Below are 26,370 nucleotides of genomic sequence, written 5' to 3'. Positions count from 1 at the left end.
TTAAGGAATAAGCTGAAAATGACAATGCACGCCACTGTTCAGTGGGATGGGGATGATCGCTTCAAGGCCACCACCGGTTCCGGTTTCGATGTCATGATCGACCGGGACCTGAAGGACGGCCCGCGTCCGATGGAACTGCTGCTGGCGAGCCTCGGCAGCTGCAGCAGCGTCGACGTGATGGCGATCCTGCGCAAGAGCCGCCAGGATGTCGTCAGTTGCGTGGCCGAGATTGCCGCCGAACGCGCCGATGCGGTGCCGGCGGTATTCACCGAGATCCACGTCAAGTTCGTCGTGTCCGGCCGCAACCTCAAGGAAGCCCATGTGCGCCGCGCCGTTCAGCTCTCGGCCGAACAGTACTGCTCGGTGTCGCTGATGCTGGAAAAGGGCGGCGTAAAAATGAGCCACAGCTACGAGATCGTCGAAGCCGACGCCTGATCACCGCTTTCCTGTAGGAGCCCACTCCGTGGGCGAACAATCGGCAGTCACCGATGCGGTTCGCCCGGAGACCGGGCTTCTACGCTATCCTGTCTATTGCAGCAACGTTTCGATAGGCGTAGAATGCTGCGTCCTTTTGTACATCTTCAACCTCCTTGCTTTCGCGTGCCCGGTATGAGGCCGGTCTCCCGAAGGCTGTAAAACCGAAAGGAGCTACAATGCGTCACTATGAAATCGTATTTCTGGTTCACCCGAACCAGAGCGAGCAGGTTCCCGCGATGGTCGAGCGTTACACCGGTCTGATCGAAGGTGCTGACGGCAAGATCCACCGCATGGAAGATTGGGGTCGTCGCCAGCTGGCTTACCCGATCAACAACGCTCACAAGGCTCACTACATTCTGATGAACGTCGAATGTGGCCAGGAATCCCTGGACGAGCTGGAAAACATGTTCCGCTACAACGACGCCGTTCTGCGTAACATGGTTATCCGTCGCAAAGAAGCGATCACCGAGGTTTCTCCGATCAAGGCCGCCGAAGCCCGCGAAGAGCGCAAGCCGCGTCGCGAAGAGCCGAAGGCTGAAAAGCAGGACGAGAAGCCGGCCGAAGCGACTGCAGAAGCTTCCGCCGAGTAAACCCCACCTGATTTTTGATTGAGGAGAGATCACATGGCTCGTTTTTTCCGTCGCCGCAAGTTCTGCCGTTTCACGGCCGAGGGTGTCAAAGAGATCGATTACAAGGATCTGGACGTCCTGAAAAGCTACATCACCGAAACCGGTAAAATCGTACCGAGCCGCATCACCGGCACCAAGGCGCGCTACCAGCGCCAGCTGGCGACTGCGATCAAGCGTGCACGTTTCGTCGCACTGCTGCCGTACACCGACAGCCACCAGTAAGTCGGTGTAAACGTCATGCGTAAGCTGGCTGAGCTGATAATGCGCGGCCGCACGCAGGCGATTCTGGTGGCGGTCATCGCCGCCATGCTGCCGTTGCTGTATTGGCTCAGCGCGGCGGCCGTTGGACTGGTCACGCTCAGGCGGGGCCCCTCGGCGGGGACCGGACTTCTGGTCTGGAGTCTGCTTCCGGCGGGTGCCTGGGCACTGAACGGGGATCCGACCCCGTTGACGGTAATCGTCGGCACCTTTGTGCTGGCAGTGGTATTGAGGCGGACTGTCTCCTGGCAGCAGACCCTGACGGTGCTGCTGCCCGTGGGTGTCGTCGCCGGTATCGGTCTCGAACTGATGCTGGGCGATATGCTGGATCAACTGGTCCAGGTCACCCGGGAAATGACGGCGGATTCGCCCCAGACGCTACAGGGTATCGAGCTGGATGCCGACTGGTGGCATCAGTTGTATGCCGGCGGCCTCGGCGCCGCGCATGCGGCGATGATGCTGGGCAGTCTGGTACTGGCACGCTGGTGGCAGTCGACGCTGTACAACCCTGGCGGCTTTCGCCAGGAGTTTCATCAGCTCCGACTCAAGCCGGCTCTGGCGCTGCTGATCATGGCGGTGCTGGCGCTGGGACCGCAGCTGGGCCTCGATCCGGTACGCTGGTTGCCACTGTTGCTGATGCCATTGGCGTTTGCCGGACTGGCACTGGTCCACGGCAGTGTGGCCAAACGGGAATTGGGCGGTACCTGGCTGTTCATGTTTTACATGGCGGTCGTGATACTGGGCCCTTACGTGATTACGCTGCTGGTATTGCTGGCCGTTGTCGACAGCCTGGTCGATATACGCCGCCGCATACCGGCCAAGACTTAGGACTGCAACCGCGTTGCAGAACGATAGAGGTTAACGAGATGGAAGTTATTCTGCTCGAGAAAGTAGGCAAGCTGGGCGGCCTGGGCGACAAGGTCAACGTCAAGTCAGGTTTCGGCCGCAACTACCTGGTTCCCCAGGGCAAGGCTGTATCCGCGACCAAAGAGAACATCGAAAAGTTCGAAGAGCGTCGTGCAGAGCTGGAACAGGCGGCTGCCGGCAAGCTGGCCGATGCTCAGGCTCGCGCCGAGAAGCTGAACGAACTGGAACTGTCCGTTGTCGCCAAGGCCGGTGACGAAGGCAAGCTGTTCGGTTCCATCGGTACCAAGGACATCGCTGATGCCATCAGCGGTGCCGGTGTCGAAGTGGCCAAGAGCGAAGTTCGTCTGCCGGAAGGTGCCATCCGCACCACCGGCGAGTTCGAAATCAGCCTGCAGCTGCACCCGGAAGTCGCAGCGACCATCAAGCTGAACGTCGTCGGCGAATAATCGCCCGCGACAAATTGTTTGCCGAAAAAGCACTGCGTAGAATAACTGCGCGGTGCTTTTTTATGTGCAGGATGTACGGTATGCCGCGGGCGCATGGATGCGCAGGAGCGGCGATTGAGGGGTGACGCATTACGCGTGACATCGGTGCGGTGCGCTCCCCGTACTTAGGGTGCTGGTAAGCGCAGCGCACCGCACCATTTCCGGTGCGGTTCGCGTTGCTCACCAGCACCCTACGTATCGCACGGGTCTGTCAACTCAAGACTGTTAACTGGTTTCTGGATTTCCATGGATATCGCTGAACTGCATGACGAGGATCTGGCCAGCATCAAGCTGCCGCCGCATTCGATCGAGGCCGAGCAGTCCGTGCTCGGCGGGCTGATGCTCGATAACGGCACCTGGGACACGGTGTCGGAAATCGTCACGGAGGATCTGTTCTATCGCCGCGATCACCGGGTGATTTTCCGAACGATGGAAAAACTGATCAATGCCAGTCAGCCGGTCGATGTGGTGACGGTCTCGGAGGAACTCGACCGGGTCGGCGATCTGGAAGGTGCCGGCGGACTGGAATATCTGGTGGCGCTGGCGCGCAACACCCCGAGTGCGTCCAACATCCGTGCCTATTCCGAGATCGTGCGCGACCGGGCGCTGCTGCGGCAGATGATCACGGTGGCCCAGGAGATCTCCGACAGTGCCTTCAACCCCGAAGGCATGGCGCCGGAGGATCTGCTCAACGATGCCGAGCGCAAGATCTTCCAGATCGCCGAAAGCCGGCCCAATCAGGGCGGTCCCGAGCCGGTCAACCCGCTGCTGAAGAAGGCGGTCGAGCGCATCGATACGCTGTTCAACAACTCCGAGGCGATGACCGGCGTCACCACCGGGTTCGACGACCTCGACGAGAGCACGACCGGTCTGCAGCCATCGGATTTGATCATCGTTGCGGCCCGTCCGTCCATGGGCAAGACCACCTTCGCGATGAACCTGGTGGAAAACGCCCTGATGGGCACCGGCCGTCCCTGTCTGGTGTTCAGTCTCGAGATGCCCGCCGACCAGCTGGTCACCCGTATGCTGTCGTCCCTGGGCGCATCAACCAGACCAAGGTGCGTACCGGTCAGCTCGAGGAGGAGGACTGGCCGCGTCTGACCACGGCGGTCAACATGCTGCGGGACAAGCCGCTGTTTATCGATGACACTCCCGGCATCAGCCCCAACGAGATGCGTTCGCGCGCGCGGCGTATCAAGCGCGAACACGGCGATATCGGCATGATCATGATCGACTACCTGCAGCTGATGCAGATCAAGGGCGCCAAGGTCGAGAGCCGCACCGCCGAGATCTCGGAGATTTCACGCTCGCTGAAAGCGATCGCCAAGGAGATGGAATGCCCGGTGGTGGCGCTGTCGCAGCTCAACCGAAGCCTCGAGCAGCGGCCCAACAAGCGCCCGGTCAACTCCGACCTGCGTGAATCGGGCGCCATCGAGCAGGATGCCGACGTCATCATGTTCATCTACCGTGACGAGGTCTACAACGAGGACAGCGAGCAGAAGGGGATTGCCGAGATCATCATCGGCAAGCAGCGTAACGGCCCGATCGGCACCGTACGCCTCGCCTTTATCGGCAAGTACACCCGCTTCGAGAACCTGGCGGCGCATCACTATGACGAATACGGCGGTTTCGACAGCGGCTGATGTCGTTTGGACACACTGGACCCGGAATTCGCCGGGGGCTCATTCCAGGTTACGAAGGGCTCAGGCGGTCTTCAGCATCCGGTCGCGGAAGCCCGTCGGCATGCTCACCACCTTGCGTTGCCGGTAGTCGAAGAACACCATGCCGGTCTTGGCGTGCGCGATTTCGACGGCGGTTTTCCGGTTGCTCAGCAGATAGTAGAAGTCGAAGCCGTACTTGTTGAAGTCGCCGACACCGACGTCGATCTGCAGCACATCGCCGTGGAAACCCTCGGCCTTGTAGACGATCGCCGAGTCCGCCATGACCATGCCGACGCCCTCGACATCGAGCTCGCCATAGTTGTACTGGTTGAGGAAGCGCACCCGTGCTTCGTGGATCAGCGACAGGATGGCGTCATTGCTGAGGTGGCCGCCGTAATTGATATCGCCGATGCGGATCGGCAGTTCGGTGGTAAAGGTGAAATGCTCCGGCATCTCGATCTTCAGACGTGGCATTGCAGCTCCCTGTGGAAAACATCATCACAGGCCCACAGCATAGTGCGCCGGAGCGAAGAGGGGAAGGGTGCTGTCGGCAGAGCCTTCCCGGCCGCTCAGTTCGTCGTCGATTCGAGTACCAGCTTGCCGTCCTTGACCGGTATCCGGTCGCCGGGGTCGTGATCCATCCGCACGGTTGCGACCTGGTCTGCGAGGCGGTATTCGACGTCGTAGCCGATCAGCTCCTTCCTGCTGTCGGTGACGGTATGGCAGACCCGCTCGGTGGTGCTGTAGGTGTTCTTTTCCTGCATCGATTTCTGCACCTGGTTGCCGGCATATCCGCCGGCCGCGGCGCCGGCGATGGTGGCCAGCTTCTTGCCGCTGCCACCGCCGACCTGGTTGCCCAGCAGACCGCCGACGACAGCGCCGAGGGCGGAGCCGGCGATGCGGTTCTCATCCTTGGCCGGTGCCTGGCGGGTCACCACCTTGTCCTCGCAGACTTCCCGCGGGACCTGGATGTTCCTGAAGGCCTCGCTCACCTTCAGTACATCTGCATGTTTCGGCGCGGCGTTCATCCACTGGTAGCCGGCAATGCCGCCACCGGCCGTTGCGATGGTAACGCCGAGAACGGTGCCGACCAGCATCGATTTGTTCATGGGGTTGCTCCTGTCTGGACGGATGTCGGTTCAGTTTGGCGCCATGGTAAGGCCCGTCGCCTGTACCGGAGTTGAATGGAGCTGGAGTTAACAGTTACCAGCTTACAGCGAACAGGGCGTAGGGTGCTGCTGAACGCAGTGAAGCGCACCGAGACAGATGGTGCGGTGCGCTTCGCTTACCAGCACCCTACATCCAGCCAGTCCTCCCGGTTTACCGATACCGCTCGAGCACCCGCACCATCCCGCCGGTCAGGGTGGCCAGGTCCTCGTCGCTCATTACGTAGGGCGGCATCACGTAGACCAGTTTGCCGAACGGGCGGATCCAGAGGCCCTCGGCGACGAAAGCCTTCTGGATCTCGACGGTATTGACGGGCTCCTTCATCTCCACCACGCCAATGGCGCCGAGTACGCGGACCTCCGCGACACTGTCCAGTTCGGCGGCCCGCGCCAGGCCCCGCTCCAGGCCCTGTTCGAGGCGGGCGACGCTGGCGGCCCAGTCCTGCTCCTGCAGCAGTCGCAGGCTGGCGGCGGCGACCGAGCATGCCAGCGGGTTGGCCATGAACGTGGGGCCGTGCATGAAGCAGCCGGCGCCGCCGGCGGAGACGGTCTCGCCGATCTCGGCCCGGGTCAGGGTCGCGGCGAGGGTCATGTAGCCCCCGGTCAGGGCCTTGCCGACACAGAGGATGTCCGGCGTGATACCCGCGTGTTCGCAGGCGAACAGCCTGCCGGTGCGGCCGAAGCCGGTGGCGATTTCATCGGCGATCAGCAGGACATGGTACTGATTGCACAGTGCCCGGGCACGGCGCAGGTATTCCGGATGATAGAAGCGCATGCCGCCGGCGCCCTGCACGATGGGCTCGAGGATCAGCGCGGCGATCTCCTGGTGGTGCTCTGCCAGCAGCTGTTCGAGTCCGGCGATGTCGCTGTCGTGCCAGTCGCCATCGAAGGCGATATCGGGGCGTGGCGCAAAGAACTGCCGGGGCAGCACGCCGGTAAAGATCTCGTGCATCCCGTTGACCGGGTCGCAGACCGACATGGCGCCGAAGGTATCGCCATGGTAGCCGCCGCGGATCGTCAGCAGCTTGTATTTGCGGGTCTGGCCCCGGGCATGCCAGTACTGGATCGCCATCTTGATCGCCACTTCCACCGAGACGGAGCCGGAGTCGGCGATAAAGACCCGGTCGAGTCCGGCCGGTGCCATTTCGACCAGGCGCCGGCTCAGCTCGATGGCCGGTGGATGGGTAATGCCGCCGAACATGACATGGGCCATACGGTCGATCTGGCCATGGGCCGCGGCATTGAGTTCGGGGTGGTTGTAGCCGTGAATGACCGACCACCAGGACGCCATGCCGTCGATCAGTTCACGACCGTCGTCCAGCTGCAGCCGCACGCCCCGTGCCGCGACGACGGGGTAGGCCGGTGGGGGGTTGATCATCGAGGAGTATGGGTGCCAGATATGCTGCTGGTCGTATGCAATCTGTTCGGCTGTTAACTGAGACATGTGAAACCGGGCTCCCTGTGGTCATGACTGTACCGAAAAGGTTAACCCAGTCACGGGGCGCAAGTCGATCTCAGTCGCCTGTCGGGATAATCTCAAGCACCTCGATCTGTTCCGGGGTCATGCGCCAGCGGATGTTCAGGTCATGCAGCCGGATGCCGTATTCGCGTCCGCTCTGCTGCTTCTGATAGGCCGGTCGCGGATCGCAGCGCAGCAACTCCTCAATCTGTCGGCGCAAGGGCTCCCGGCGCTGACGGCTGTACTCTTCGCAGAAACGTCCGGCGTCGGGTCTGAACAGGACGGGAAGGTCCAGCAGTTCGATCTGCTCGGCCAGCTCGAAGCTGGCGGCATCGATGCGGTCCGAATAGGGCAGATAGGGCTTGATATCGAACACCGGGGTCTGGTCCAGCAGGTCGGCGCCGCTGATATCCAGCAGCACCCGGTCGCGCTCGAAACGGATCGCCTCCAGGCGTACCGGCGACAGGCCGATGGGGTTGGGCCGGAAGGGCGAGCGGGTGGCAAAAACCCCGAGGCGCTGGTTGCCGCCCAGGCGCGGTGGCCGCACCGTCGGTTTCCAGCCCTTGCCGACACATTCACTGAACAGGAACAGCAGCCAGATATGGCTGGCCATCTCGAGGCCGCGCACCGCTTCGCGGCTGCCATAGGGCGGCAGCAGTTCCAGCGTCGCGGTGATCGAATGCACCAGCCCGGGCTGGCGTGGGATGCCGAACTTTTCCTTGTAACCGCTGTGGATAACTCCGATCGGTTCGAATTCGATGGCGTTCATGGTTCGGATCCACCCGTCGCAAAACCGATGATTATAGCCGCAAATGCGGACTATGTTGGCGGCAATGTGCACCGCCTCCGTAGGGTGGAATGAGTCCGAAGGCGAATTCCACCGGAGTTTTCGGGTTGCTCCCTGAGCCGGTTTGACTGATCCCGGTGGAATTCGCTTCGCTCATTGCCACCCTACGTCCTCCTACAGCCCGGATGTCCAGTTAATGCCCGAGGGCATCGTAGAACAGCTTGATGCCGGCCAGCAGCAGAAAGCCGTAGCAGAGGTGGTAGAACAGCCGCTCGTTGATACGGTGTTGCAGCCAGGCGCCCGTCAGCACACCGACCGGGGCGAGAGCCGCCAGGGCGGCCGAAGTCAGCAGCAGTCCGGTGTTGAACTGGCCCAGCAGGGTGTAGGGCACCAGCTTGATGTAGTTGATGGCGGCAAAGAAGACGATGGTGGTCGCGATATAGGCGGATTTTTCCAGCCGCAACGGCAGCAGGTAGACGTTGAGGGGGCGCCGCCGGCGTGGACGCTGAAGCTGGTGAAGCCCGACAGCGTGCCCCAGAAGCTGCCGCGTATCCGGCTCGCGCTGCGGACCTGACGACTTCTCCTGCGCAGGTAGTAGTTGAGTGTGAAAGTGATGGCGATGGTGCCGACGATGAGACGGATATGATCGTCGGTCAGGTAGCGAAAACTCAACGCCCCGAGAATGATCCCGGCCAGCGCGGCGGGCAGCAGTATGCCGAGGCTCTTGCGATCGCCCTGGCCGCGGAATTTCCAGAGCCCGACCAGGTCCATCAGGCACAGAATGGGCAGCATGATCGCGGCTGCCGTGGTCGGCGGCACCGCCATCGCCATCAGCGGCACCGCGACCAGCCCGAGCCCGCCGCCCAGGCCACCCTTGGAAATGCCGACGATGAGAACCGCCGGTATGGCGACCAGGTAGAAAAAGGGATCAGCGATCATAACAACGTCCGTGCCTGTGGGGGCTTTATCGTACGGGCTGCAAGCGGAAAAATCGACCGTGGCACTTACCCGCGGAGCGGCTTTTGTGGGAGCCGCACCTACGGAGGAAATCACGCCTGAGTCGCGGCCGCTTCCCGTTTCTGTGCGGCTTTGCGGTGCTGCAGCGGCGTGATGCCGCTCCAGTAGCGCGAGACCTTCTCGGCCTGCTCGTTGAGCCTGTGGATGTGACTCAGCGCATCGAGCAGCGATACCGCTTCGTCCGGGGCAGCCGCCGGTCGGTGGTGGCCTCGAGAATGGCGGCCTTCAGGTTCTGGTACTGGCGCTCCAGGTCGTGCAGCACGCGGTGGGCGTCGTCGGCGCTGGTATCGGCATCGCTGCTGATCTCGCAGGCATCGATCAGTTCGACGCTGGCCTTCTGGTATTCCTGCACGCGATGCCGTATCGCATCGTCGACGACGAGGTCGATGCGATCATAATATTCCGGCAGCAGGCAGGCGAGCCGGCTGACTTCGTTGAGATACCGGGTGACCCGCAGCGCCGTCGGCAGTATGCCGCTCACTTCGGCACTCAGATCGTTTTCGGCGATGCGCTGGCAAAAGCTGCCAATCCTGGCGACCAGCTGATCGACGCTGAGCTGCTGGGCACGCAGGCGCTGGCCGTTGCCGCTGGTGCTGATCGCCTCCCGGGCCATGCGGCTGCAAATGCCGTCGAGGCGTTCCATCTCCTTGGCCATCGCCTCGATGGCCAGCGTCGGTGTATGGGCCAGGGTGTCGTCGAGAAAGCGCGGGCGGCCCTCGTCTTCCTCCTGGGTGCGGAAACGGTTCTCCAGCACCGCCACCAGACGGTCGGTCAATGGCCAGAGCAGCAGGACGCCCAGCAGGTTGAATGCGGTGTGGAACAGAGCCAGCAGGATCACCAGGTCGTACTGCCCCGCGTCGACGCCGTTCAGCCAAGCCGACAGTAGCATCAGCAGTGCCAGGCCGACCAGGCCGGTCAGCAGGTTGAACAGCACATGGGCGGCGGCGATGCGCTTGGCGTTGGACGTCGCGCCGATTACCGCCATCACGGCGGTCGAGGTGGTGCCGACATTGGCGCCGATCACCAGGGCCGCCGCCGGTGCCAGCGGGATGGCGCCAGAGGCTGTCAGCGACAGGGTGACGGCAATGGCGGCGGCCGAAGACTGCATCAGCAGCGTCAGGACGAATCCCGCGATCAGGAAGAGCAGCAGACCCAGGCCTTCGTAGGACAGGCTGGTCAGGTCCAGGTGCTGCTCGAGCCCGGCGAAGGCATCCTTGAGAAAGTCCAGACCGATGAAGAAGACGCCGAAGCCCGCCAGCGCGAAGCCGAGGTGTGCCATGCGACCGCCCCGGCCCAGCAGTTGCAGCATCATGCCGCCACCGATCAGTGGCAGGGCGAAGGCGCTGACCTGCACCTTGAAGCCGATCAGAGCGATCAGCCAGCCGACCGTGGTGGTGCCGATGTTGCAGCCATAGATGACGGCAACGGATTGCGACAAGGTCAGCAGTCCTGCATTGACGAAGCCGATGGCGGCCACGGTGACGGCGGTCGAGGACTGTACCAGAGCGGTGATCAGGGTGCCGGATACCAGCCCCCGTATCCGCGATTGGGTGGCCGAGCGCAGGATCTGTTTCAGGGCAGGTCCAGCCGCTTTGCGCAGACCCTGGGTCATCAGGTGCATGCCCAGCAGAAACAGGCCAACTCCCCCACCAGGTCTCCGAAAAGGGTGAACTCCATGTGCTGCTCCCGGCCGACATCTTTTGTCAATATTAGGCGGGCGGCCGGTCTCCGGTCCAGTGGCTGCGGTTTCGTCGGGCTTTCAGTCCTGCGGTGCAGGCGTTCGCGCCAGCACCCAGATATCGACACGGCCGATACCGGATTTTTTCAGCAGCCGGCAGATTTCGCTGACGGTGGTGCCCGTCGTCATTACATCATCGATCAAGGCGACATGGCCGTACGCGGGCCCCTTCCAGCTGAAGGCGTTCCTGAGGTTGCGTCTGCGGGCGCTGCCCGCCAGTTCCATCTGGTGCGCCGTATCCTTTGGTTTGGCCAGGCTGCTGTCATCGACCGGCAATTCGAGCCGGCGTCCCAGCCGCCCGGCCAGCAGGGCGGCCTGGTTGTAACCGCGACTGTGCAGCCGGGGTGGCGCCAGAGGTACCGGGATCAGTATCTGCGGAAAAGGTGGCTGCCGGGTCTCGATCTCCAGTGCCATCACGTCGGCCAGCCATCCCAGATGGACCGCCTGTCCCTGGTACTTGATCTGCGGGATCAGCTGACTGAGCGGGAACCGGTAGGCGAAGGCGGCCAGGCAGCTGTCGAAGGGCGGGGGCTTTCGCAGACAGCGCCCGCAGACCAGGTCCGGCCCGGCCGACAGGGGCAGGGCGCAGCGGCGGCAGGCCGGAGCAATGCGTGGCAGGTCATCCAGGCAGGCGCTGCAGAGACCCTGGGGCAGTGCGTCGGCAAGCCGGCAGAGATAACAGGATCGGTTAAAAAATAACCAGTTGTTTATATTTGAAAAATACATCGGTTGACAGTTCCTTCTGTCGCCGTATGATGGACGTTTATCCATTGAGCGGCGCGCCCCGTAGTCTGCCGACCGGTTTCCTGTCCGATAACGGCGAGGCTGGCGGCTGTGTTGCGCCTGACAGAATTTTTGACAGGAATTCAGGAAGATGCAAGACAAGGCTGCCATTCGCCACGATTGGACCGAAGAAGAAGTGCGGGCTCTGTTCGAACTGCCGTTCAACGATCTGCTGTTCCGGGCCCAGACCGTTCATCGCCAGTACTTCAATCCCAACGAAGTCCAGGTCAGCACGCTGCTGTCGATCAAGACTGGTGCCTGTCCGGAGGACTGCAAGTACTGTCCGCAGAGCGGTCATTACAACACCGGCCTCGAGAAAGAGCGGCTGATGCAGGTCGATAAGGTGATGGAAAAAGCCCGCGCCGCCAAGGCTTCGGGCTCGACCCGCTTCTGCATGGGCGCGGCCTGGAAGCATCCGGCGGAAAAGGACATGCCCTATGTCATCGAGATGGTGAAGGGCGTCAAGGCGCTGGGACTCGAGACCTGCATGACCCTGGGCATGCTGGATCAGGACAAGGCCGACCGGCTGGCGGATGCCGGCCTCGACTATTACAACCACAACCTCGATACCTCGCCCGAGTTCTACGACAAGATCATTACCACCCGCAGCTACCAGGACCGCCTCGATACCCTGCACCATGTCCGCGAGTCGGGCATGAAGATCTGCAGCGGTGGCATCCTCGGCATGGGCGAGACCGCCACCGACCGTATCGGCCTGCTGCGCCAACTGGCCAACCTGCCGCAGCAGCCGGAGTCGGTGCCGATCAACATGCTGGTCAAGGTCAAGGGCACGCCGCTGGAGAATGCCGAAGACCTCGACAAGTTCGACTTTATCCGCACCATCGCCGTGGCACGCATCATGATGCCGGCGTCCCATGTGCGGCTGTCGGCCGGACGCGAGCAGATGAGCGACGAGATGCAGGCGATGACCTTCTTCGCCGGTGCCAACTCGATCTTCTACGGCGAGTGCCTGCTGACCACGCCGAACCCCGAAACCCACCGCGACCTGCAGCTATTCAAGCGCCTGGGGATCAATCCGGAGCAGCGCATTTCCGAGGCCGACGAGACCCAGGAACAGGCTATCATGCGCAACCTGCAGGCCGAGCAGGACAGCCCGCGTTTCTACGAAGCCTGATCCGGTAGGGGAATCGCCATGTCTTTCGACCAGTTGCAGGCCGAGCTCGACCAGCGCAAACGCGACCATCTCTACCGCCGGCGCCGGGTGCTCGAGAGCGCCCAGGGACCGGAGGTGCAGGTCGACGGTCGCCGTTTTCTGGCCTTCTGTTCCAACGATTACCTGGGACTGGCCAACCACCCCGAGGTGATCGCCGCGATGCGTGACGGCGCCGCACGCTACGGCGTCGGCGGCGGCGGCCCGCACCTGGTCAACGGCCACAGCGCGGCGCATCACGAGCTCGAGGACGCCCTGGCCGAGTTCACCGGGCGCGAGCGGGTGCTGCTGTTCTCGACCGGTTACATGGCCAACCTCGGCGCCATCAATGCGCTGCTCGGCAAGCAGGATGCCATCTTCCAGGACCGGCTCAACCACGCCTCGCTGCTGGACGCAGGCCTGCTCAGCGGCGCCCGCTTCCAGCGCTACCTGCACAACGATGCCGACAGCCTGGCGCAGCGCCTGGCGAAAGCGGACGCAAGACGCAAGCTGGTAGTCACCGACGGCGTCTTCAGCATGGATGGCGATCTGGCCGATCTGCCGGGGTTGGCCCTGGTCGCACGCCAGCAGGGGGCCTGGCTGATGGTCGACGACGCCCACGGCTTTGGTTGCATTGGCCGCGGCGGGCGTGGCATCGTCGATCACTTCGGTTTGGGGAATGACGAGGTACCGGTACTGGTCGGGACCCTGGGCAAGGCGTTCGGCACCGCCGGGGCCTTCGTCGCCGGTTCCGAGACCCTGATCGAGACGCTGATCCAGCTCGCCCGCACCTATATCTACACGACCAGCATGCCGCCGGCAGTGGCCTGCGCGACCCTCGCGAGCCTGCGCCTGCTCGAGCGCGAGGACTGGCGCCGCGAACGGCTGAACAGCCTGATTGCCCGGTTCCGTAATGGCTGCCGGCAGCTCGGCCTCGAAGTGATGGATTCGCCGACGCCGATTCAGCCGATCCTGGTCGGCGAGAGCGGCAAGGCGATGGCGATGAGCGCGGCACTGGAAGCCCAGGGCATTTTCGTGAGCGCCATTCGTCCACCCACGGTGCCGGCCGGAAGTGCCCGGCTGCGGGTGACGCTCAGTGCCGAGCACAGTGACGAACAGCTCGACCGTCTGCTCGATGCCCTGGACAAGGCGCGGGGGATGACGGCATGAGCCTGCATGTCGAGCGCAGCGGCAGGAAGGCCGGCAGTGGCCGACCGCCGCTGGTGCTGCTGCATGGCTGGGGTCTGGGCAGCGATGTCTGGGGGCCGCTGCTGCCGGCTCTGGAACCCCATTTCGATTTGACCCGCGTGGATCTGCCGGGCCTTGGGCGCTCGAAGGCGTACCCGGAGCCCTATACCCTGGAAAACGTCGCCGCGGCGATCCTCGAACAGGCACCGGCACAGGCCGTCTGGCTCGGTTGGTCCCTCGGCGGCCTGGTCGCGTGCGAAGCGGCCCGGCAGGCGCCGCAGCGTGTCGTTGCGCTGGTCACCGTCGCGTCCAACCCCTGTTTTGTCGCGCGTGACGGCTGGTCCTGCGCGATGCCGCCGGAGACCTTCGACGATTTTGTCCGGCGGCTTGCGGTGGACCCCGGCCGGACGCTCGCCAGTTTTGCGCTGCTGCAGACGCAGGGGGCCGAGGGCGGGCGCGAAGCGCTGCGTCTGCTGAAATCCCTGATCGGGACTCTCGAACCGACAGCGCTGGCGCTGGCGCTGAAGCTGCTGGCCGAAGACGGCCGCCAGACGCTGGCGTCACTGCCGCAGCCGATGTTGCATATCTTCGGCAGCGAGGACCGGCTGGTCCCGGCCGCCCTGGTCACGGAACTTGCCGGGACTGTGCCACAGGCCCGCATCGAGTGTTACGAGGGGCGGGACATCTGCCGTTCCTGTCCCATGCCGACCGTTTTGTCGACCACCTCCGTGGCTTTACCGGAGATCTGCCATGAACGCAGCCCTGCTCGACAAGCACCGTATCGCCGAGTCGTTTTCCCGCGCGGCGGTCAGCTATGACGACGCCGCCGAGTTGCAGCGGCAGGTCGGTCACCGGCTGCTGGAGCTGATACCGCCATCCGAGCCCGGGACGCTGCTCGATCTGGGATCGGGCACCGGCTATTTCACGCCGCTGCTGCGCTCGCGCTTTCCAGGCAGCACCCTGATCAGCCTGGACCTGGCCCATGGCATGCTGGAGTACGCCCGTCGACATCGACCCGGCGAAGGCACCGCCTGGGTCTGCGGCGATGCCGAGCAACTGCCGCTGGCGTCGGGCTCGCTGGACCTGGTGTTCTCGAGCCTGGCGATTCAGTGGTGCGAACAGCCCGACCGGCTGTTCGCCGAAATTGCCCGGGTGCTACGCCCGGGGGCGCTTCGTCGCCGCCACCCTGGGACCCGAGACATTGCAGGAGCTGCGCCGCTCCTGGGCGGCCGTCGACGGCCACACACACGTCAACCGCTTCCTGCCCTGGGATCGGTTGCATACGGCGATGCCGCAGGGGCTGGGTGTCAGAGGCTTCCGGGTCGAAACCTCGGTGCTGGAATATCCCGAGTTGCGCCAGCTGACCCACAGTCTCAAGGGGATCGGCGCCCACAACATGAATCAGGGGCAGCCGACAGGGCTGACCGGGCGCGCACGCATGCAGGCGTTCCGCGACGCCTACGAGGCGCAACGCAACGCCGCCGGCCTGCTGCCGGCGACCTACGAAGTGTATTACCTCGATATAGAAAAGCTGTAGGATGGGTGCAGCGATGCATCTTCACCGATGTCAACGGCTTGCACGCGGTATAGGCATCGCGTAACCCATCATATCGATTGCATTACAGAGCGATTGGTCTCGGTCGGCGCGGGTGTTGGGTTCCACGGCTGCGCCGTTCCACCCAACCTACAAAGAGATTCGCGGCGAGGCGCCGCTCCTACGACTCACAACACCATGACCAAACACAGTTTCTTTATCGCCGGTACCGATACCGATGCCGGCAAGACCCTGGTGTCGACCGGCATCCTCGAATGGGGCAACCGCCAGGGGCTGCGCACCCTCGGTCTGAAACCCGTTGCGGCCGGCTGTGATGAAACCCCGGACGGGCTGCGCAATTCCGACGCGCTGCTGCTGCAGCAGGCCGCTTCGGTCAAGCTCGGTTACGACCAGGTCAATCCGGTGGCGCTGCGGCCGCCGATCGCGCCCCATATAGCCGCCGCGCAGGCGGGGCGCGCACTGTCCGCCGATCGTCTCGCGGCGCTATGCCGGGGCAGCATGATGCAACCGGCCGATCTGCTGCTGGTGGAGGGCGCCGGAGGCTGGCGCGTGCCGCTGAGCAGTCGCGAGATGCTGTCGCGTCTGCCGCAGTTGCTGGAGCTGCCGGTGATCCTGGTGGTGGGAATGAAGCTCGGCTGTCTCAACCATGCGGTGCTTACGGCCGAAGCGATCGTGCGCGACGGTCTGCAGCTGGCCGGTTGGGTGGCCAACCGTATCGATCCCCGGATGAGTTGCTATGACGAGAATCTCGAGACGCTCAAGGGCATGTTCCGTGCGCCGTTGCTCGGCGAGATCCCGCATCTGGCGGAGCCCTCGGCCGGGGCGGCGGCGGATCATCTGGATCTTTCGGTGCTGCTGAATCATTAATGGGGGGCATAGCCGCTTACTTCGGGCTGTCATAGCGGCCGTAGGAGCATTTTTGTGGGAGCGGCTTTAGCCGCGAAGGCGGAGAGCGCCGGGTGACTATTCGCGGCTGAAGCCGCTCCCACGGAAATTTCAGCGCCCGCCGTAGGAGCGCCGCCCCGGTGCGAACAACCTCGCTACCGGAGCCTTTCGCCTCGGGGAAGTGCCCTTTGGGTACGAGGCTCCTACGATATCGACCATGGCGCCTGCCACGATCAGGGGTGGCCATGAACCATAGAATCTCCCACTAACAGTGCCATTGCTGCAGCAGGTAGACGCCTTTATCTTCCGGGAAGGCTATACTGCTCGTTATTCCACTTTCCCTTCAGGCACAGGGAGGTAAAGCCATGAACGTCACATCCGCCCCCAGACCGGATTGCTCGGTATCAATCGCGGCATTGACAATGTCCAGAAGGCGGCCGGCGATCCGGTCGGCTCAGGCAGGCCGGACCAGCCGGAGCTGGCATCCGGTCGCGAGCCGGATGCCGTGATCGAGGCTTCCGAAGCCGGCAATCACGCAGCTCCGAAAACCCAGGTCGTCGACCAGGCCCGGGAAGTGCTGGGCAACCTGATCGATACCCACGCCTAGAATAGATCCGCTACTTCATCAGACCTTTGGCTTGGTGCGCTGGAGCGTCTCGGAGGGTGATTCGTTGAACTGCTTCTTGTAGTCGGCGGAAAAACGGCCGAGGTGGTTGAAGCCCCACTTCATCGCAATGCCTGAGATGTTTTCGTAGCCGTGGTCCTGCAGGATATCCTCCCGGACCCTTTCGAGACGTATGCGTTTCAGATAGGCGGTCGGTGGCTCGCCGAAGTATTTCTTGAAGTCGTTGTAGAGCTTGTTGCGCGAGACGCCGGCCGTGTTTTCGATATCCTCGATGCTGATGCTTTCCTGGGCGTTGCGGTGGATAAAGTCCGCCGTGCGGGCCAGGTAGCCCGGCAGGGTCTGGCTGACGGCCAGTTCGATGACCGACGAATAGTTGTTCGGCTGTGACAGCAGTATGCCCTTGATCAGCGCCTGCTCCATCTCGCGAACGAAGTGCCCGTTCAAATACAGGCTGTGGGGATTGCGCAGCTCTTCTTCGATGTGCCGCACGGTGCGCCACCAGGCACTGACGGGTCCCAGGGCGGCCTCCATCTGCGGGGCGAATACCAGTGGATCCGAGACCGGTCGGCGAATCAGCTTTTCCAGCCCGGACTCCATCGCCTGGCGTGAAATGCGCACCAGGGTCTTGCGGCAGTTGCCGCTCATATGCAGGATGCAGGGCCGGGACGGCGATATGATGACGCCGCTGGCCAGGTCGGACTGCGCCTGGGCATCGGCTGTCTGCAGTTCCTGGAAACCGCTCTGCGGCAGGCTGATGCTGTAGCTGTTCTGCAGATCGTCGATCTCGACGGAGACATCGGTGCCGTACTCGATATGACCGATGGTCGTCGTGGTCGATGAGAGCACGCTTCCTACGTGGCGAAAGCGCAGAGTCTTGGGGTTCCTGACCCTGAGGTCGTGGGGCCCGCATATCGATTCCATCCAGGAGCGGGCGCCTTCGGCATCAAGGATATCGGTCATGATCTCCCTGTCATCACTGCTGCCGATGACGTGGCGAGTACCCAGCATAGCTCGATTCCGTTTAGTTATTTTATAGTCCCCGCACGAGTTCGGTACAGGTCCGGATGCGACGTTTAGTCGGCTGGAAGGAATTAAAAAGATATCACCTGTCAATCGCTTCGGTCAATGAAAGGGCCGCTGGCGGCGGCTGACGTCCGCGACTGTGAAAAAGCGGATAAAGCTCCTCGGATATCAGGATAGATGGCGCAAGGCCTGCTCTGGTTTCATGTCACTACTGCTTCGGTGCCCCGGAAAATTCTGGCATCGGGCTCATAGAGACTGTGAGTGGAGACTCAAATCATGAGTGACAATAACAAGCAAGCGCTGACCAAGTGGCGCGACAAGATCGAGAGCTGGGTGGACTTCCGTCCGCAACAGAACCATTTCAAGGTCGCCCGCGAGATGTTCACCGATCGCGAGCTGTTCGATCTCGAAATGGAACTGATCTTCGAGAACACCTGGATCTTCGCCTGTCACGAAAGCCAGATTCCGAACCCGAACGACTTTTTCACCCTGCAGGCCGGCCGCCAGCCGATGATCATCACCCGTGACGGCAAGGGTGAACTGCATGCGCTGATCAACGCCTGCCAGCATCGCGGCGCCACTCTGACCCGCGTCTGCCGCGGCAATCAGTCAACCTTCACCTGCCCGTTCCATGCCTGGTGCTACAAGTCCGATGGCCGCCTGGTCAAGGTCAAGGCGCCGGGTGAGTACCCGGAGGATTTCGACAAGTCGACCCGTAACCTGCGCAAGGCGCTGATCAGCAGCTACAAGGGCTTCGTCTTCATCAACCTGAATACCGACAGCGAGCAGTCCCTGGAGGACTTCCTCGGCGACGCCCGTATCGGCTTCGACATGATGGTGGCCCAGTCCGAAAGCGGCGAGCTGGAAGTGCTGCCGGGCTCCTCGTCCTACACCTACGACGGCAACTGGAAGCTGCAGAACGAGAACGGCCTGGATGGCTATCACGTCAGCACCGTGCACTACAACTATGTGGCGACCGTGCAGTACCGGCAGCAGCAGGAAGCGCAGAAGAACGGCGAAAGCAAGAAGACGCTCGATTACAGCAAGCTCGGCGCCGGCGACAAGGAGACCGACGACGGCTGGTTCGCCTTCGACAACGGCCACACCATTCTCTTCAGCGACATGCCGAACCCCGAAGTGCGTCCGGGCTATGCCAGCGTGATGCCGCGTCTGGTCGAGCAATACGGTCAAAAACGCGCCGAGTGGATGATGCATCGCCTGCGCAACCTGAACATCTATCCGAGCCTGTTCTTCATGGATCAGATCAGTTCTCAGCTGCGCGTGGTGCGGCCGCAGGCCTGGAACAAGACAGAGGTGCACAGCTTCTGCCTGGGCGTGAAGGGCGAGTCCGACGCCGATCGGGAAAACCGCATCCGCCAGTTCGAGGACTTCTTCAACGTATCCGGCATGGGCACGCCGGACGATCTGGTCGAATTCCGCGAAGCGCAGAAAGGCTTCGAGGCTCGACTGGAGCGCTGGAACGACATTTCCCGCGGCTGCGACAAGTGGACCCGCGAGCCGACGGCCAATACCGAAGCCCTGGGGATCCATCCGGCCATTACCGGTACCGAGTTCACCCACGAGGGGCTCTACGTCAACCAGCACTCGAACTGGCAGCGCTATCTGCTGAAGGGGCTGGACGCCAAGCTGCAGCAGGAACAGGAGGACTAAGCGATGAGCAACGTACTGACCAGTATCGAGCAGTTTCTCTATCGCATGTCCGAGTTCTGCGACCGCCAGCAGTGGGATGAATATCTGGCGCAGTTCGACGAGGACAGCGAGTTCCATATCCCGCAGTGGGACTCGGAGCATGTGCATACCACCGATCCGAAGCGCGAGATGTCGCTGATCTATTACCCCGATCGTGCCGGCCTCGAGGATCGCGTCTACCGCATCCGTACCGGCAAGTCGGCGGCCTGCAGCCCGATGCCGCGCACCCTGCACCTGATCAGCAACGTTCAGGGCGAAGAGCAGGAGGACGGTACCTGGCAGGTGAAGGTCAACTGGGTGACCCACTTCTATCGCTTCGGCGAATCCGAAGCCTTCTTCGGCCGTGCCGAGTACCGGCTGCGCCCGGACGGCGACAGCTGGAAGATCCGTCGCAAGCAGTCGATCCTGCTGAACGACAAGATCCGTCACGTACTGGATTTCTATCACGTCTAAGCGGGCGGCGTTCAAGTACCCAGGAGGTGCCCAATGTATAAAGTAGCCTTGAACTTCAGCGACGGACGGACCCATTTTATCGATGTCAACGTCGGCGAGACCGTGCTGGATGCCGCCCTGCGCCAGGGTATCACCATCCCGGTCGACTGCCGTGAAGGCGTTTGCGCGACCTGCAAGGGAACCTGCCAGTCCGGTGACTACCAGCTGGAGTACGTCGACGAGGACGCGCTGAGCGAAGCCGATCTCGAGAAGGGGGCGTGCTGACCTGCCAGATGCGGGTCGCCTCCGACTGCGCGGTGAAGTTCGACTTCGACTCGACGCTTTGCACCAGTGCCGGCCCCGAAGAGGTCGAAGCCATTGTCAAGGAGGTCGAGATCGTCTCCGAATCGGCCGCCATCGTGCATATCGACGCGGGAGCCAGGGCTGGCCAGCTGGACTTCCTGCCGGGGCAGTACGCCCACGTGCAGGTACCGGGCACCGACGAGTGGCGTTCCTATTCCTTCGCCTGCAAGCCCAATGACGGCAACCAGCTGCAGTTCCTGATCCGGCTGCTGCCCCAGGGCGTGATGAGCGACTACCTGCGCGACCGAGCCCAGCCCGGCGACAAGCTGCGCCTGAAGGCGCCGCTCGGCGCTTTCTATCTGCACAAGGTAACGCGCCCGCTGATCCTGGTGGCCGGCGGTACCGGACTGGCGGCCTTCCTTGGCATGCTCGATGAGATGGCGGCGGACCCGGCACGCTGTACCCTGCCGGTCACGCTGTTCTACGGCGTCACCCAGGTCGTCGATCTGTGCGAGATGGAGCGCATTCAGAAGTACGCCGAGACGCTGCCGAACTTCAGCTATCACAGCATCGTGATGAAGGCGAGCGAGGGCTGGCAGGGGCCGGTCGGTGTCGTCACCGACCTGTTCGAGGAGCATCACTTCAACGGTGGCGAAGTCGATGCCTATCTCTGCGGTCCGCCTCCGATGGTGGACGCGGTCAAGGGCTGGCTCGATCAGCGCGAGATGGATAACAGCGATGTCCACTACGAGAAGTTCTCGGCCAGCTGATCCCCCGCGGCCAGCCGGCTTCAGCATCCGGGTCGACAACCGGCAGCAGAGCTTTGCTGCCCGGCCGGACCGGACCCTGCTGGCTGCGATGGAAGCGTCCGGTGCCCGGACCATCGACGTTGGCTGTCGCGGCGGAGGCTGTGGACGCTGCCGGATCCGGGTGCTGGATGGCCGTTACGACAGCAAGCGCATGAGTCGGGCGCATATCAGCGAGCAGGACGAGGCACAAGGCATCGTGCTGGCCTGCCGCATCTTTGCGCGCAGCGATCTGGTGATCGAATCCGACCACTATCGGGATCCGAGGCAGCACGCCGCGGAACCGGACAATAACAACGAGGAATAAGCGATGAAAAAAGGTGTAATGAGACCCGGCCACGTACAGATTCGCGTCCTGGACATCGACGAAGCCGTCGCCCACTACCGCGACCTGATGGGGCTGATCGAAGTCGACACCGACCGCCAGGGCCGTGTCTATCTGAAGGGCTGGACCGAGGTCGACAGGTTCTCGGTGGTGCTGCGTGAAGCCGATGCGCCGGGCATGGACTTTATGGCGTTCAAGGTGCTCAACGATGAAGTGCTGGAGCGGCTGCACGGCGAGCTGGTCGAGTACGGCTGCGCGGTCGAGCAGATCCCGGCCGGCGAGCTCAATGGCTGCGGTCGCCGTATCCGCTTCGTAGCGCCGACCGGCCATTCGTTCGAGCTGTTCGCCGAGAAGGAGCAGACCGGCCGCTACGGCATCGGCAATCACAATCCGGAAGCCTGGCCGCGTGACCTCAAGGGCATGAAGGCGCAGCGCTTCGACCACTGCCTGCTCTACGGTGACGACATCGATGGCACCTACAAGCTGTTCAACAAGGTGCTCGGTTTCGATCTGTGCGAACAGGTGGTCGACCCCGAAGGCAACCGTGTCGCCCAGTTCCTCACCGTGTCGATGAAGGCCCACGATATCGCCTTCATCAAGCATCCGGAGAAGAACAAATTCCACCACGCCTCCTTCTTCCTCGAGACCTGGAGGACGTGCTGCGGGCCGGCGACCTGATCTCGATGACCGACACCTCGATCGACATCGGCCCGACCCGCCACGGCATCACCCACGGCCAGACGATCTACTTCTTCGACCCGTCCGGCAACCGCAACGAAGTGTTCTGCGGCGGCGACGCCTTCTATCCGGATCATCCGCCGATCACCTGGGATGCCGACAAGCTCGGCAAGGCGATCTTCTACCACGACCGGCAGCTCAACGAGCGCTTCCTGACCGCGTTGACCTGAGCCGGCAGCGGGCTCCTGCAGGAGGCTCCTGTGGGAGCCCAGTCTGTGGGCGAATTCCGATTCGCCCGGAGGCCGGGCTCCCACGAATCTTATCGGTTTCCCGCGTATCTGCGCGATATATTTTTTGCTTGAATATTTTAAGTATAAAATATTAATATGTGAAGCAAAGTGGATAGCGGCCCCTGGGCTGTCTCTGACGGGAAGAGCAATGAAAGACGATTTATCGCTTAAGACCTGGTTCCGGATGCTGTCGAACACGGCACTGATCGAGCAGGAGCTGCGCACACTCTTTGTGCGGGAGTTCAATGTCACGCTGCCGCAGTTCGACCTGATGGCTGCGCTGAATCATGCCGGAGGCACCGAAAAAATGTCAGCGCTCTCACAGTGGATGAAGGTCTCCAACGGCAACATCACCGGGGTGGTGGATCGTCTGGAACGAGATGGCCTGGTGGAACGAAAAGCGCTGCCCGATGACCGTCGGGTCAAGCTGATCAGCCTGACCGCGGAAGGCGCGGATACGTTCGAGCGGATGGCCAAGCTGCATAAGGAATGGATCGCCCAGTTGCTGGATGAGATCAGTGCCGAGGATCTCGACATCCTGCACCGCAACCTGGTGCAGATGAGCAAAGTGCTTAAACACAGGCTGCAATAGGACGATGGGAGCGACAGATGCGGTATCTGAGAGAAGAGTTGATCCGGTTCAGGCACTGCGATCCGGCAGGGATCGTCTTTTATCCACGCTATCTGGAGATGCTCAACGACACAGTCGAGGACTGGTTCGACGAAATGGGGTTTCCCTTTCAGGAGATGAAGGGGCGCTACGGTGCCGGAGTTCCGACAGTCAACCTGAATATCCGCTTCACGCAACCCTGCCGCCAGGGTGAACGGCTGTTGCTGGCATTGTCTTGCCTGAAACAGGGTGACAGCTCTATCGAGATCGCTATCGAGGGCGCACGCAGGGGGCAAACCGTCCTTGAAGCCAGGATCGTCCTTTGTTTTACCACGGTTGGCGAAACCATTGGCAAGCTGTCGATACCACTCGAAATCCGCCGCCAGGTCGCCAAATACATTCGGACAGAAGCGTCCGTTGGCGCTTGATGCCGGTTCCCACAATAACAACAAAAGGTAATCACGCATGGATACTGTGATCGAAAATCCTCCGTTAGTGTCCGTCAACCGCTGTTATCACCGGCTGCTCTCGGGATGCGGGCTGGTGGCGGCACTGAGTTTCGCGTCAATGGCGCTGCTGGTCTGTGGCGACATCCTGTTACGCAACCTGACAGCCTACTCAATGCCCTGGACTGTGGAGGTCTGCGAGTATCTGCTGATGTCTGCCACTATGCTTGCGGCTCCCTGGTTGCTCTATTGCGACAACCATATACGCATCGATATCGTATTGCGGCTACTGCCCCTAATCTGGCGTATTGCAGTCGAGCGTGCCATCAACCTGTTGGGCATGCTGATCTGTGGAGTGCTGACAGCATATTGTCTCAGGGTGACGTTCGACAGCGCGAGTCAGGGTAGTCTGGTGTTCAAGGTGCTGGTGTTTCCCGAGTGGTGGCTGAATCTGCCGATGATCGTCGGCTTTGCACTGCTGGCTCTGGAGTTCGGTCGCCGCCTGTTCATGCGCTCGCAGAGTGCCGGGGAGCTGTGCTGATGGAATGGTATCTGGCACTTCTGGTCATGCTCGGCACCTTGTTCGGATTAATGCTCCTGGGTACGCCGGTGGCATTCGCATTCTTTGGTGTGAATCTGCTCGGTGCCTGGCTCTTCATGGGAGGCGAAGCAGGCATAGGGCAGCTTGTACGTAACTCGGTCAGTTCGATCAGCAGCTTTTCCCTTACCCCGATTCCGCTGTTCGTAATGATGGGCGAGCTGCTGTTCCATACCGGTCTGGCGTTCCGGGCGATCTCGAGCATCGAGCGGCTGATTGCGGGTGTGCCCGGGCGGCTTTCCATCGTATCGATACTTGGCGGCACCACTTTTGCCGCGCTCTCGGGCTCCACGATCGCCAATACCGCGATGATGGGGAGTGCACTTCTGCCCGAGATGCTCAAGCGTGGTTATCACCCGACACTGGCGATGGGGCCGATCATGGCCGTTGGCGGTATCGCGATGCTGATACCGCCATCGGCACTGGCGGTGATGCTGGGGAGCCTTGCCGGTGTTTCCATCAGCGGGCTGCTGGTAGGCGGTATCGTCCCCGGATTGCTGATGGCGACGGGATTTCTTGCCTACGTCGTGATTCGTGCCCGTTCCGAGCCGGCCACCGGCAACGATGAGGACGGCGCGGAGCCAGCACGTGGCTGGCAGCGATGGTGGCCGTTCCTGCGTGATGTGGTGCCTCTATTGGCTATCTTCGTCGCAGTGGTCGGCAGCATGCTGGCCGGCTGGGCCTCTCCAACCGAGTCTGCGGCGATCGGTGTCCTGGCCTCTGTCATCGCTACCCTGACGTACCGCGCGCTTACACCTCAGAACCTGCTGTGTTCATTACTGGAGACGGCGCGGGTTTCGGTCATCATCTTGTTCGTGTTGGTTGCCTCGACCGCTTTTTCGCAGCAGCTGAGCTTTTCCGGCGCGACCAGCGGTCTGCTGTCGCTGATCTCCGGCTACGACCTGTCGCCGTTCTGGCTGGTGGTCGGCATGCTGGCCGTGATTCTGCTGCTGGGCTGTGTGGTTGATCAGATCAGCATGATGATGGTCACGTTGCCGTTCTTCATGCCCTGGCGGCCGCGGCCGGTGTCGAGCCGATCTGGCTGGGGGTGATGATGTTGATCGCCATGGAACTGGGTTTGTTGACGCCGCCGTTTGGTCTACTGCTGATGGTGATGCAGGGTGTTGCGCCCGTATCGGTACGCTTGCCGCAGATTTACGCGGCGGCGGTGCCGTTTCTGCTGATTGAAGGCCTGGTGCTGGGGGGCATTCTGCTGCTCCCGGGACTGGCGACGTGGCTTCCCGGTCTGATGGGGTAATCGCTTCAATTGAGTCGCGACGGAACCTGCCGCGCGGCAAGCTGGCGTGGCAGGAGGCTGCCGTGCATCCCGGGGTCGTGCCGACACCAGCGGGTCTCGGCGGAAAACCGGTGACCAGGTGTGACCGGGTCTGTAACAACGAGCATGCAATAGAACGTGGAGCAAACAGATGAATAATAAAGTCAAGAAAATGCTGTGCGGTAGTTTGGTGATGCTGAGCCCTTTAATGGCACAGGCATCTGAAGTCACGCTGAAAGCGGTTTCGGCGTTCGGGCAGGATACGTACTTCAATCAGCGGTTCAAACAGTTCGTCGAGCGGGTGAATGCCGAAGGCGAGGGACTCGTTCAGATTCAGGTCGTGGGGGGCCTGAATCGATGCCACCATTCGAGGTCGGCAACGCCGTCAGGACCGGCGTCGTCGATATGGCCAACAGCACGGGCGTCTTCCATGCAAACCTGGTGCCGGAAACCCTGGCCATGACGCTGACCAACAAGTCGATGGCGGAGCTGAGGGCCAACGGTGGCTATGCGCTGATGGACAAGTTGCACCGCGACAAGGCGAACATGGTCTGGCTGGCGCGCCTGTCGGACGGGCTCGAATACCACATATACAGCAACAAGGCGGTCGATTCGGCCGACTTCAGCGGCTTCAAGCTCAGGGGAGTGCCGGTCTATCGGCCCTTTTTCCAGGCACTGGGAGCTACACCGCTGCAGGTTGCACCAGGAGAGGTCTTCACTGCTCTGGAACGCGGTGTAGTCGACGGTTACGGCTGGCCCTCGGTGGGGATCTTCGACCTTGGCTGGCAGGAAAAAACGGCCTACCGGGTGGAGCCCGGCTTTTACAACGTCGAGGTCAGCCTGTTCATGAACCGGAGCCGCTGGGAAAAGCTGGATGAGACCCAGCGCGCGTTTCTCGAACGCCAGGTCGCCTGGATCGAGTCGCTCAACGCCACAGCGGTAGAGGGTGTCGAAGCCGAGAAGGCGCAGCAGCTGAAGGCCGGCATTACACCGATTGAACTGCCGGTCGAGGAAGCCTCGCGTTTCCAGGCCCTGGCTCAGCAGGCCGGCTGGCAGGCGCTGGAGCAACTGAGCCCGGACCAGGTCAAGGGCTTGAAAAGTCGATTCGGTGACTGAGCGGTTATCGCTGGGCGCCGCCCTCCG

General features: G+C 62.2%; 27 protein-coding genes and 4 pseudogenes. 23 read left to right on the top strand and 8 right to left on the bottom strand.

The window, feature by feature from the left end:
- Positions 1–24: 24 nt before the first annotated feature.
- From ACFQDL_RS05825 to dnaB, 6 genes and pseudogenes are all read left to right on the top strand, one after another.
- Positions 25–435, top strand: coding sequence for an OsmC family protein (locus ACFQDL_RS05825; RefSeq protein ID WP_379912901.1), 411 nt, complete (start codon positions 25–27; stop codon positions 433–435).
- 218 nt (positions 436–653) lie between these two features.
- Positions 654–1,067, top strand: coding sequence for a 30S ribosomal protein S6 (gene rpsF, locus ACFQDL_RS05820; protein ID WP_379908205.1), 414 nt, complete (start codon positions 654–656; stop codon positions 1,065–1,067).
- A gap of 33 nt (positions 1,068–1,100) precedes the next feature.
- Complete coding sequence (gene rpsR, locus ACFQDL_RS05815; protein ID WP_379908204.1) at positions 1,101–1,328, top strand: 30S ribosomal protein S18; 228 nt, start codon at positions 1,101–1,103, stop codon at positions 1,326–1,328.
- Between the two features lie 15 nt (positions 1,329–1,343).
- Positions 1,344–2,192: a hypothetical protein gene (locus ACFQDL_RS05810; RefSeq protein ID WP_379908203.1), complete on the top strand. Its 849-nt coding sequence runs from the start codon at positions 1,344–1,346 to the stop codon at positions 2,190–2,192.
- A gap of 38 nt (positions 2,193–2,230) precedes the next feature.
- The gene (gene rplI / locus ACFQDL_RS05805) at positions 2,231–2,677 is read left to right on the top strand and encodes a 50S ribosomal protein L9 (protein ID WP_379908202.1); all 447 of its coding nucleotides are present in this window, start codon (positions 2,231–2,233) and stop codon (positions 2,675–2,677) included.
- 285 nt (positions 2,678–2,962) lie between these two features.
- Positions 2,963–4,359: pseudogene (dnaB, locus tag ACFQDL_RS05800) on the top strand (replicative DNA helicase).
- Between the two features lie 60 nt (positions 4,360–4,419).
- Here the strand turns inward: dnaB and ACFQDL_RS05795 are convergent.
- From ACFQDL_RS05795 to ACFQDL_RS05765, 7 genes and pseudogenes are all read right to left on the bottom strand, one after another.
- A complete protein-coding gene (locus ACFQDL_RS05795; protein ID WP_379908201.1) occupies positions 4,420–4,851 on the bottom strand; it encodes an acyl-CoA thioesterase in 432 nt (143 codons plus the stop codon).
- 95 nt (positions 4,852–4,946) lie between these two features.
- Positions 4,947–5,486, bottom strand: a complete 540-nt coding sequence (locus ACFQDL_RS05790) for a glycine zipper 2TM domain-containing protein (RefSeq protein ID WP_379908200.1) — start codon at positions 5,484–5,486, stop codon at positions 4,947–4,949.
- A 211-nt stretch (positions 5,487–5,697) separates the two neighbouring features.
- Positions 5,698–6,987: an adenosylmethionine--8-amino-7-oxononanoate transaminase gene (gene bioA, locus ACFQDL_RS05785; RefSeq protein ID WP_379908199.1), complete on the bottom strand. Its 1,290-nt coding sequence runs from the start codon at positions 6,985–6,987 to the stop codon at positions 5,698–5,700.
- A gap of 70 nt (positions 6,988–7,057) precedes the next feature.
- Positions 7,058–7,771, bottom strand: a complete 714-nt coding sequence (gene tsaA / locus ACFQDL_RS05780; RefSeq protein ID WP_379908198.1) for a tRNA (N6-threonylcarbamoyladenosine(37)-N6)-methyltransferase TrmO — start codon at positions 7,769–7,771, stop codon at positions 7,058–7,060.
- Positions 7,772–7,982: 211 nt separating this feature from the next.
- A pseudogene (locus ACFQDL_RS05775) lies at positions 7,983–8,728 on the bottom strand (sulfite exporter TauE/SafE family protein).
- Between the two features lie 229 nt (positions 8,729–8,957).
- Positions 8,958–10,418, bottom strand: coding sequence for a Na/Pi cotransporter family protein (locus ACFQDL_RS05770; RefSeq protein ID WP_379908197.1), 1,461 nt, complete (start codon positions 10,416–10,418; stop codon positions 8,958–8,960).
- A 147-nt stretch (positions 10,419–10,565) separates the two neighbouring features.
- Positions 10,566–11,270, bottom strand: a complete 705-nt coding sequence (locus ACFQDL_RS05765) for a ComF family protein (protein ID WP_379908196.1) — start codon at positions 11,268–11,270, stop codon at positions 10,566–10,568.
- A 148-nt stretch (positions 11,271–11,418) separates the two neighbouring features.
- Between ACFQDL_RS05765 and bioB the strand changes: the two genes are divergently transcribed.
- From bioB to ACFQDL_RS05735, 6 genes are all read left to right on the top strand, one after another.
- Positions 11,419–12,462, top strand: coding sequence for a biotin synthase BioB (bioB, locus tag ACFQDL_RS05760; protein WP_379908195.1), 1,044 nt, complete (start codon positions 11,419–11,421; stop codon positions 12,460–12,462).
- Positions 12,463–12,480: 18 nt separating this feature from the next.
- On the top strand, positions 12,481–13,647 hold the full coding sequence (gene bioF, locus ACFQDL_RS05755; protein ID WP_379908194.1) for an 8-amino-7-oxononanoate synthase: 1,167 nt from the start codon (positions 12,481–12,483) through the stop codon (positions 13,645–13,647).
- Positions 13,644–14,483 (top strand): alpha/beta fold hydrolase, encoded by an 840-nt coding sequence (locus ACFQDL_RS05750; RefSeq protein ID WP_379908193.1) that lies wholly within the window; start codon positions 13,644–13,646, stop codon positions 14,481–14,483. The genes bioF and ACFQDL_RS05750 overlap by 4 nt, the downstream gene beginning before the upstream one ends.
- Positions 14,416–15,255, top strand: a complete 840-nt coding sequence (locus tag ACFQDL_RS05745; protein ID WP_379908192.1) for a methyltransferase domain-containing protein — start codon at positions 14,416–14,418, stop codon at positions 15,253–15,255. The genes ACFQDL_RS05750 and ACFQDL_RS05745 overlap by 68 nt, the downstream gene beginning before the upstream one ends.
- Positions 15,256–15,397: 142 nt before the next feature.
- Complete coding sequence (bioD, locus tag ACFQDL_RS05740) at positions 15,398–16,087, top strand: dethiobiotin synthase (protein ID WP_379908191.1); 690 nt, start codon at positions 15,398–15,400, stop codon at positions 16,085–16,087.
- Positions 16,088–16,499: 412 nt separating this feature from the next.
- Positions 16,500–16,712, top strand: a complete 213-nt coding sequence (locus ACFQDL_RS05735; RefSeq protein WP_379908190.1) for a hypothetical protein — start codon at positions 16,500–16,502, stop codon at positions 16,710–16,712.
- A gap of 18 nt (positions 16,713–16,730) precedes the next feature.
- On the opposite strand, the gene ACFQDL_RS05730 is transcribed toward ACFQDL_RS05735, so the two are convergent.
- Positions 16,731–17,738 carry an AraC family transcriptional regulator gene (locus tag ACFQDL_RS05730; protein WP_379908189.1) on the bottom strand — a complete coding sequence of 336 codons (1,008 nt, stop codon included), beginning with the start codon at positions 17,736–17,738 and terminating at the stop codon, positions 16,731–16,733.
- 291 nt (positions 17,739–18,029) lie between these two features.
- On the opposite strand from ACFQDL_RS05730, the gene antA reads away from it, so the two are divergent.
- From antA to dctP, 11 genes and pseudogenes are all read left to right on the top strand, one after another.
- Positions 18,030–19,424, top strand: a complete 1,395-nt coding sequence (gene antA, locus ACFQDL_RS05725; protein ID WP_379908188.1) for an anthranilate 1,2-dioxygenase large subunit — start codon at positions 18,030–18,032, stop codon at positions 19,422–19,424.
- Positions 19,425–19,427: 3 nt separating this feature from the next.
- Positions 19,428–19,916: an anthranilate 1,2-dioxygenase small subunit gene (gene antB, locus ACFQDL_RS05720; RefSeq protein WP_379908187.1), complete on the top strand. Its 489-nt coding sequence runs from the start codon at positions 19,428–19,430 to the stop codon at positions 19,914–19,916.
- A 33-nt stretch (positions 19,917–19,949) separates the two neighbouring features.
- Complete coding sequence (locus ACFQDL_RS05715; RefSeq protein WP_379908186.1) at positions 19,950–20,180, top strand: 2Fe-2S iron-sulfur cluster-binding protein; 231 nt, start codon at positions 19,950–19,952, stop codon at positions 20,178–20,180.
- Positions 20,174–20,968, top strand: a complete 795-nt coding sequence (locus ACFQDL_RS05710) for an FAD-binding oxidoreductase (protein ID WP_379908185.1) — start codon at positions 20,174–20,176, stop codon at positions 20,966–20,968. The genes ACFQDL_RS05715 and ACFQDL_RS05710 overlap by 7 nt, the downstream gene beginning before the upstream one ends.
- A complete protein-coding gene (locus ACFQDL_RS05705; protein WP_379908184.1) occupies positions 20,937–21,311 on the top strand; it encodes a 2Fe-2S iron-sulfur cluster-binding protein in 375 nt (124 codons plus the stop codon). The genes ACFQDL_RS05710 and ACFQDL_RS05705 overlap by 32 nt, the downstream gene beginning before the upstream one ends.
- A 3-nt stretch (positions 21,312–21,314) precedes the next feature.
- A pseudogene (locus tag ACFQDL_RS05700) lies at positions 21,315–22,237 on the top strand (catechol 2,3-dioxygenase).
- Between the two features lie 208 nt (positions 22,238–22,445).
- The gene (locus ACFQDL_RS05695; protein ID WP_379908183.1) at positions 22,446–22,889 is read left to right on the top strand and encodes a MarR family winged helix-turn-helix transcriptional regulator; all 444 of its coding nucleotides are present in this window, start codon (positions 22,446–22,448) and stop codon (positions 22,887–22,889) included.
- A 17-nt stretch (positions 22,890–22,906) separates the two neighbouring features.
- Positions 22,907–23,335: an acyl-CoA thioesterase gene (locus tag ACFQDL_RS05690; protein ID WP_379908182.1), complete on the top strand. Its 429-nt coding sequence runs from the start codon at positions 22,907–22,909 to the stop codon at positions 23,333–23,335.
- Positions 23,336–23,372: 37 nt separating this feature from the next.
- The gene (locus ACFQDL_RS05685; RefSeq protein ID WP_379908181.1) at positions 23,373–23,894 is read left to right on the top strand and encodes a TRAP transporter small permease; all 522 of its coding nucleotides are present in this window, start codon (positions 23,373–23,375) and stop codon (positions 23,892–23,894) included.
- A pseudogene (locus ACFQDL_RS05680) lies at positions 23,894–25,209 on the top strand (TRAP transporter large permease). Before ACFQDL_RS05685 ends, ACFQDL_RS05680 begins: the two are co-directional and overlap by 1 nt.
- 375 nt (positions 25,210–25,584) lie before the next feature.
- The gene (gene dctP, locus ACFQDL_RS05675; RefSeq protein WP_379908180.1) at positions 25,585–26,343 is read left to right on the top strand and encodes a TRAP transporter substrate-binding protein DctP; all 759 of its coding nucleotides are present in this window, start codon (positions 25,585–25,587) and stop codon (positions 26,341–26,343) included.
- The last annotated feature ends 27 nt before the right edge of the window (positions 26,344–26,370 follow it).

This window comes from Marinobacterium aestuariivivens (genome assembly GCF_042661465.1).
GTDB classification, from domain to species: domain Bacteria; phylum Pseudomonadota; class Gammaproteobacteria; order Pseudomonadales; family Balneatricaceae; genus Marinobacterium_A; species Marinobacterium_A aestuariivivens.
The sequence above is the reverse complement of the archived record's forward strand: the minus strand, read 5'-3'. Positions and strand labels throughout refer to the sequence as shown.

Excerpts from the sequence above, each read along its gene's own strand:
- bioA (WP_379908199.1), bottom strand. The coding sequence starts at position 6,987 with ATGTCTCAGTTAACAGCCGAACAGATTGCATACGACCAGCAGCATATC.
- ACFQDL_RS05765 (WP_379908196.1), bottom strand. The coding sequence starts at position 11,270 with ATGTATTTTTCAAATATAAACAACTGGTTATTTTTTAACCGATCCTGT.
- ACFQDL_RS05685 (WP_379908181.1), top strand. The coding sequence starts at position 23,373 with ATGGATACTGTGATCGAAAATCCTCCGTTAGTGTCCGTCAACCGCTGT.
- antB (WP_379908187.1), top strand. The coding sequence starts at position 19,428 with ATGAGCAACGTACTGACCAGTATCGAGCAGTTTCTCTATCGCATGTCC.
- rplI (WP_379908202.1), top strand. The coding sequence starts at position 2,231 with ATGGAAGTTATTCTGCTCGAGAAAGTAGGCAAGCTGGGCGGCCTGGGC.
- ACFQDL_RS05770 (WP_379908197.1), bottom strand. The coding sequence starts at position 10,418 with ATGACCCAGGGTCTGCGCAAAGCGGCTGGACCTGCCCTGAAACAGATC.
- ACFQDL_RS05745 (WP_379908192.1), top strand. The coding sequence starts at position 14,416 with ATGAACGCAGCCCTGCTCGACAAGCACCGTATCGCCGAGTCGTTTTCC.
- ACFQDL_RS05825 (WP_379912901.1), top strand. The coding sequence starts at position 25 with ATGCACGCCACTGTTCAGTGGGATGGGGATGATCGCTTCAAGGCCACC.
- bioF (WP_379908194.1), top strand. The coding sequence starts at position 12,481 with ATGTCTTTCGACCAGTTGCAGGCCGAGCTCGACCAGCGCAAACGCGAC.
- ACFQDL_RS05730 (WP_379908189.1), bottom strand. The coding sequence starts at position 17,738 with ATGCTGGGTACTCGCCACGTCATCGGCAGCAGTGATGACAGGGAGATC.
- ACFQDL_RS05750 (WP_379908193.1), top strand. The coding sequence starts at position 13,644 with ATGAGCCTGCATGTCGAGCGCAGCGGCAGGAAGGCCGGCAGTGGCCGA.
- ACFQDL_RS05695 (WP_379908183.1), top strand. The coding sequence starts at position 22,446 with ATGAAAGACGATTTATCGCTTAAGACCTGGTTCCGGATGCTGTCGAAC.
- ACFQDL_RS05795 (WP_379908201.1), bottom strand. The coding sequence starts at position 4,851 with ATGCCACGTCTGAAGATCGAGATGCCGGAGCATTTCACCTTTACCACC.
- ACFQDL_RS05705 (WP_379908184.1), top strand. The coding sequence starts at position 20,937 with ATGTCCACTACGAGAAGTTCTCGGCCAGCTGATCCCCCGCGGCCAGCC.
- tsaA (WP_379908198.1), bottom strand. The coding sequence starts at position 7,771 with ATGAACGCCATCGAATTCGAACCGATCGGAGTTATCCACAGCGGTTAC.
- bioD (WP_379908191.1), top strand. The coding sequence starts at position 15,398 with ATGACCAAACACAGTTTCTTTATCGCCGGTACCGATACCGATGCCGGC.
- rpsF (WP_379908205.1), top strand. The coding sequence starts at position 654 with ATGCGTCACTATGAAATCGTATTTCTGGTTCACCCGAACCAGAGCGAG.
- ACFQDL_RS05715 (WP_379908186.1), top strand. The coding sequence starts at position 19,950 with ATGTATAAAGTAGCCTTGAACTTCAGCGACGGACGGACCCATTTTATC.
- rpsR (WP_379908204.1), top strand. The coding sequence starts at position 1,101 with ATGGCTCGTTTTTTCCGTCGCCGCAAGTTCTGCCGTTTCACGGCCGAG.
- antA (WP_379908188.1), top strand. The coding sequence starts at position 18,030 with ATGAGTGACAATAACAAGCAAGCGCTGACCAAGTGGCGCGACAAGATC.
- ACFQDL_RS05790 (WP_379908200.1), bottom strand. The coding sequence starts at position 5,486 with ATGAACAAATCGATGCTGGTCGGCACCGTTCTCGGCGTTACCATCGCA.
- ACFQDL_RS05690 (WP_379908182.1), top strand. The coding sequence starts at position 22,907 with ATGCGGTATCTGAGAGAAGAGTTGATCCGGTTCAGGCACTGCGATCCG.
- bioB (WP_379908195.1), top strand. The coding sequence starts at position 11,419 with ATGCAAGACAAGGCTGCCATTCGCCACGATTGGACCGAAGAAGAAGTG.
- ACFQDL_RS05810 (WP_379908203.1), top strand. The coding sequence starts at position 1,344 with ATGCGTAAGCTGGCTGAGCTGATAATGCGCGGCCGCACGCAGGCGATT.
- dctP (WP_379908180.1), top strand. The coding sequence starts at position 25,585 with ATGCCACCATTCGAGGTCGGCAACGCCGTCAGGACCGGCGTCGTCGAT.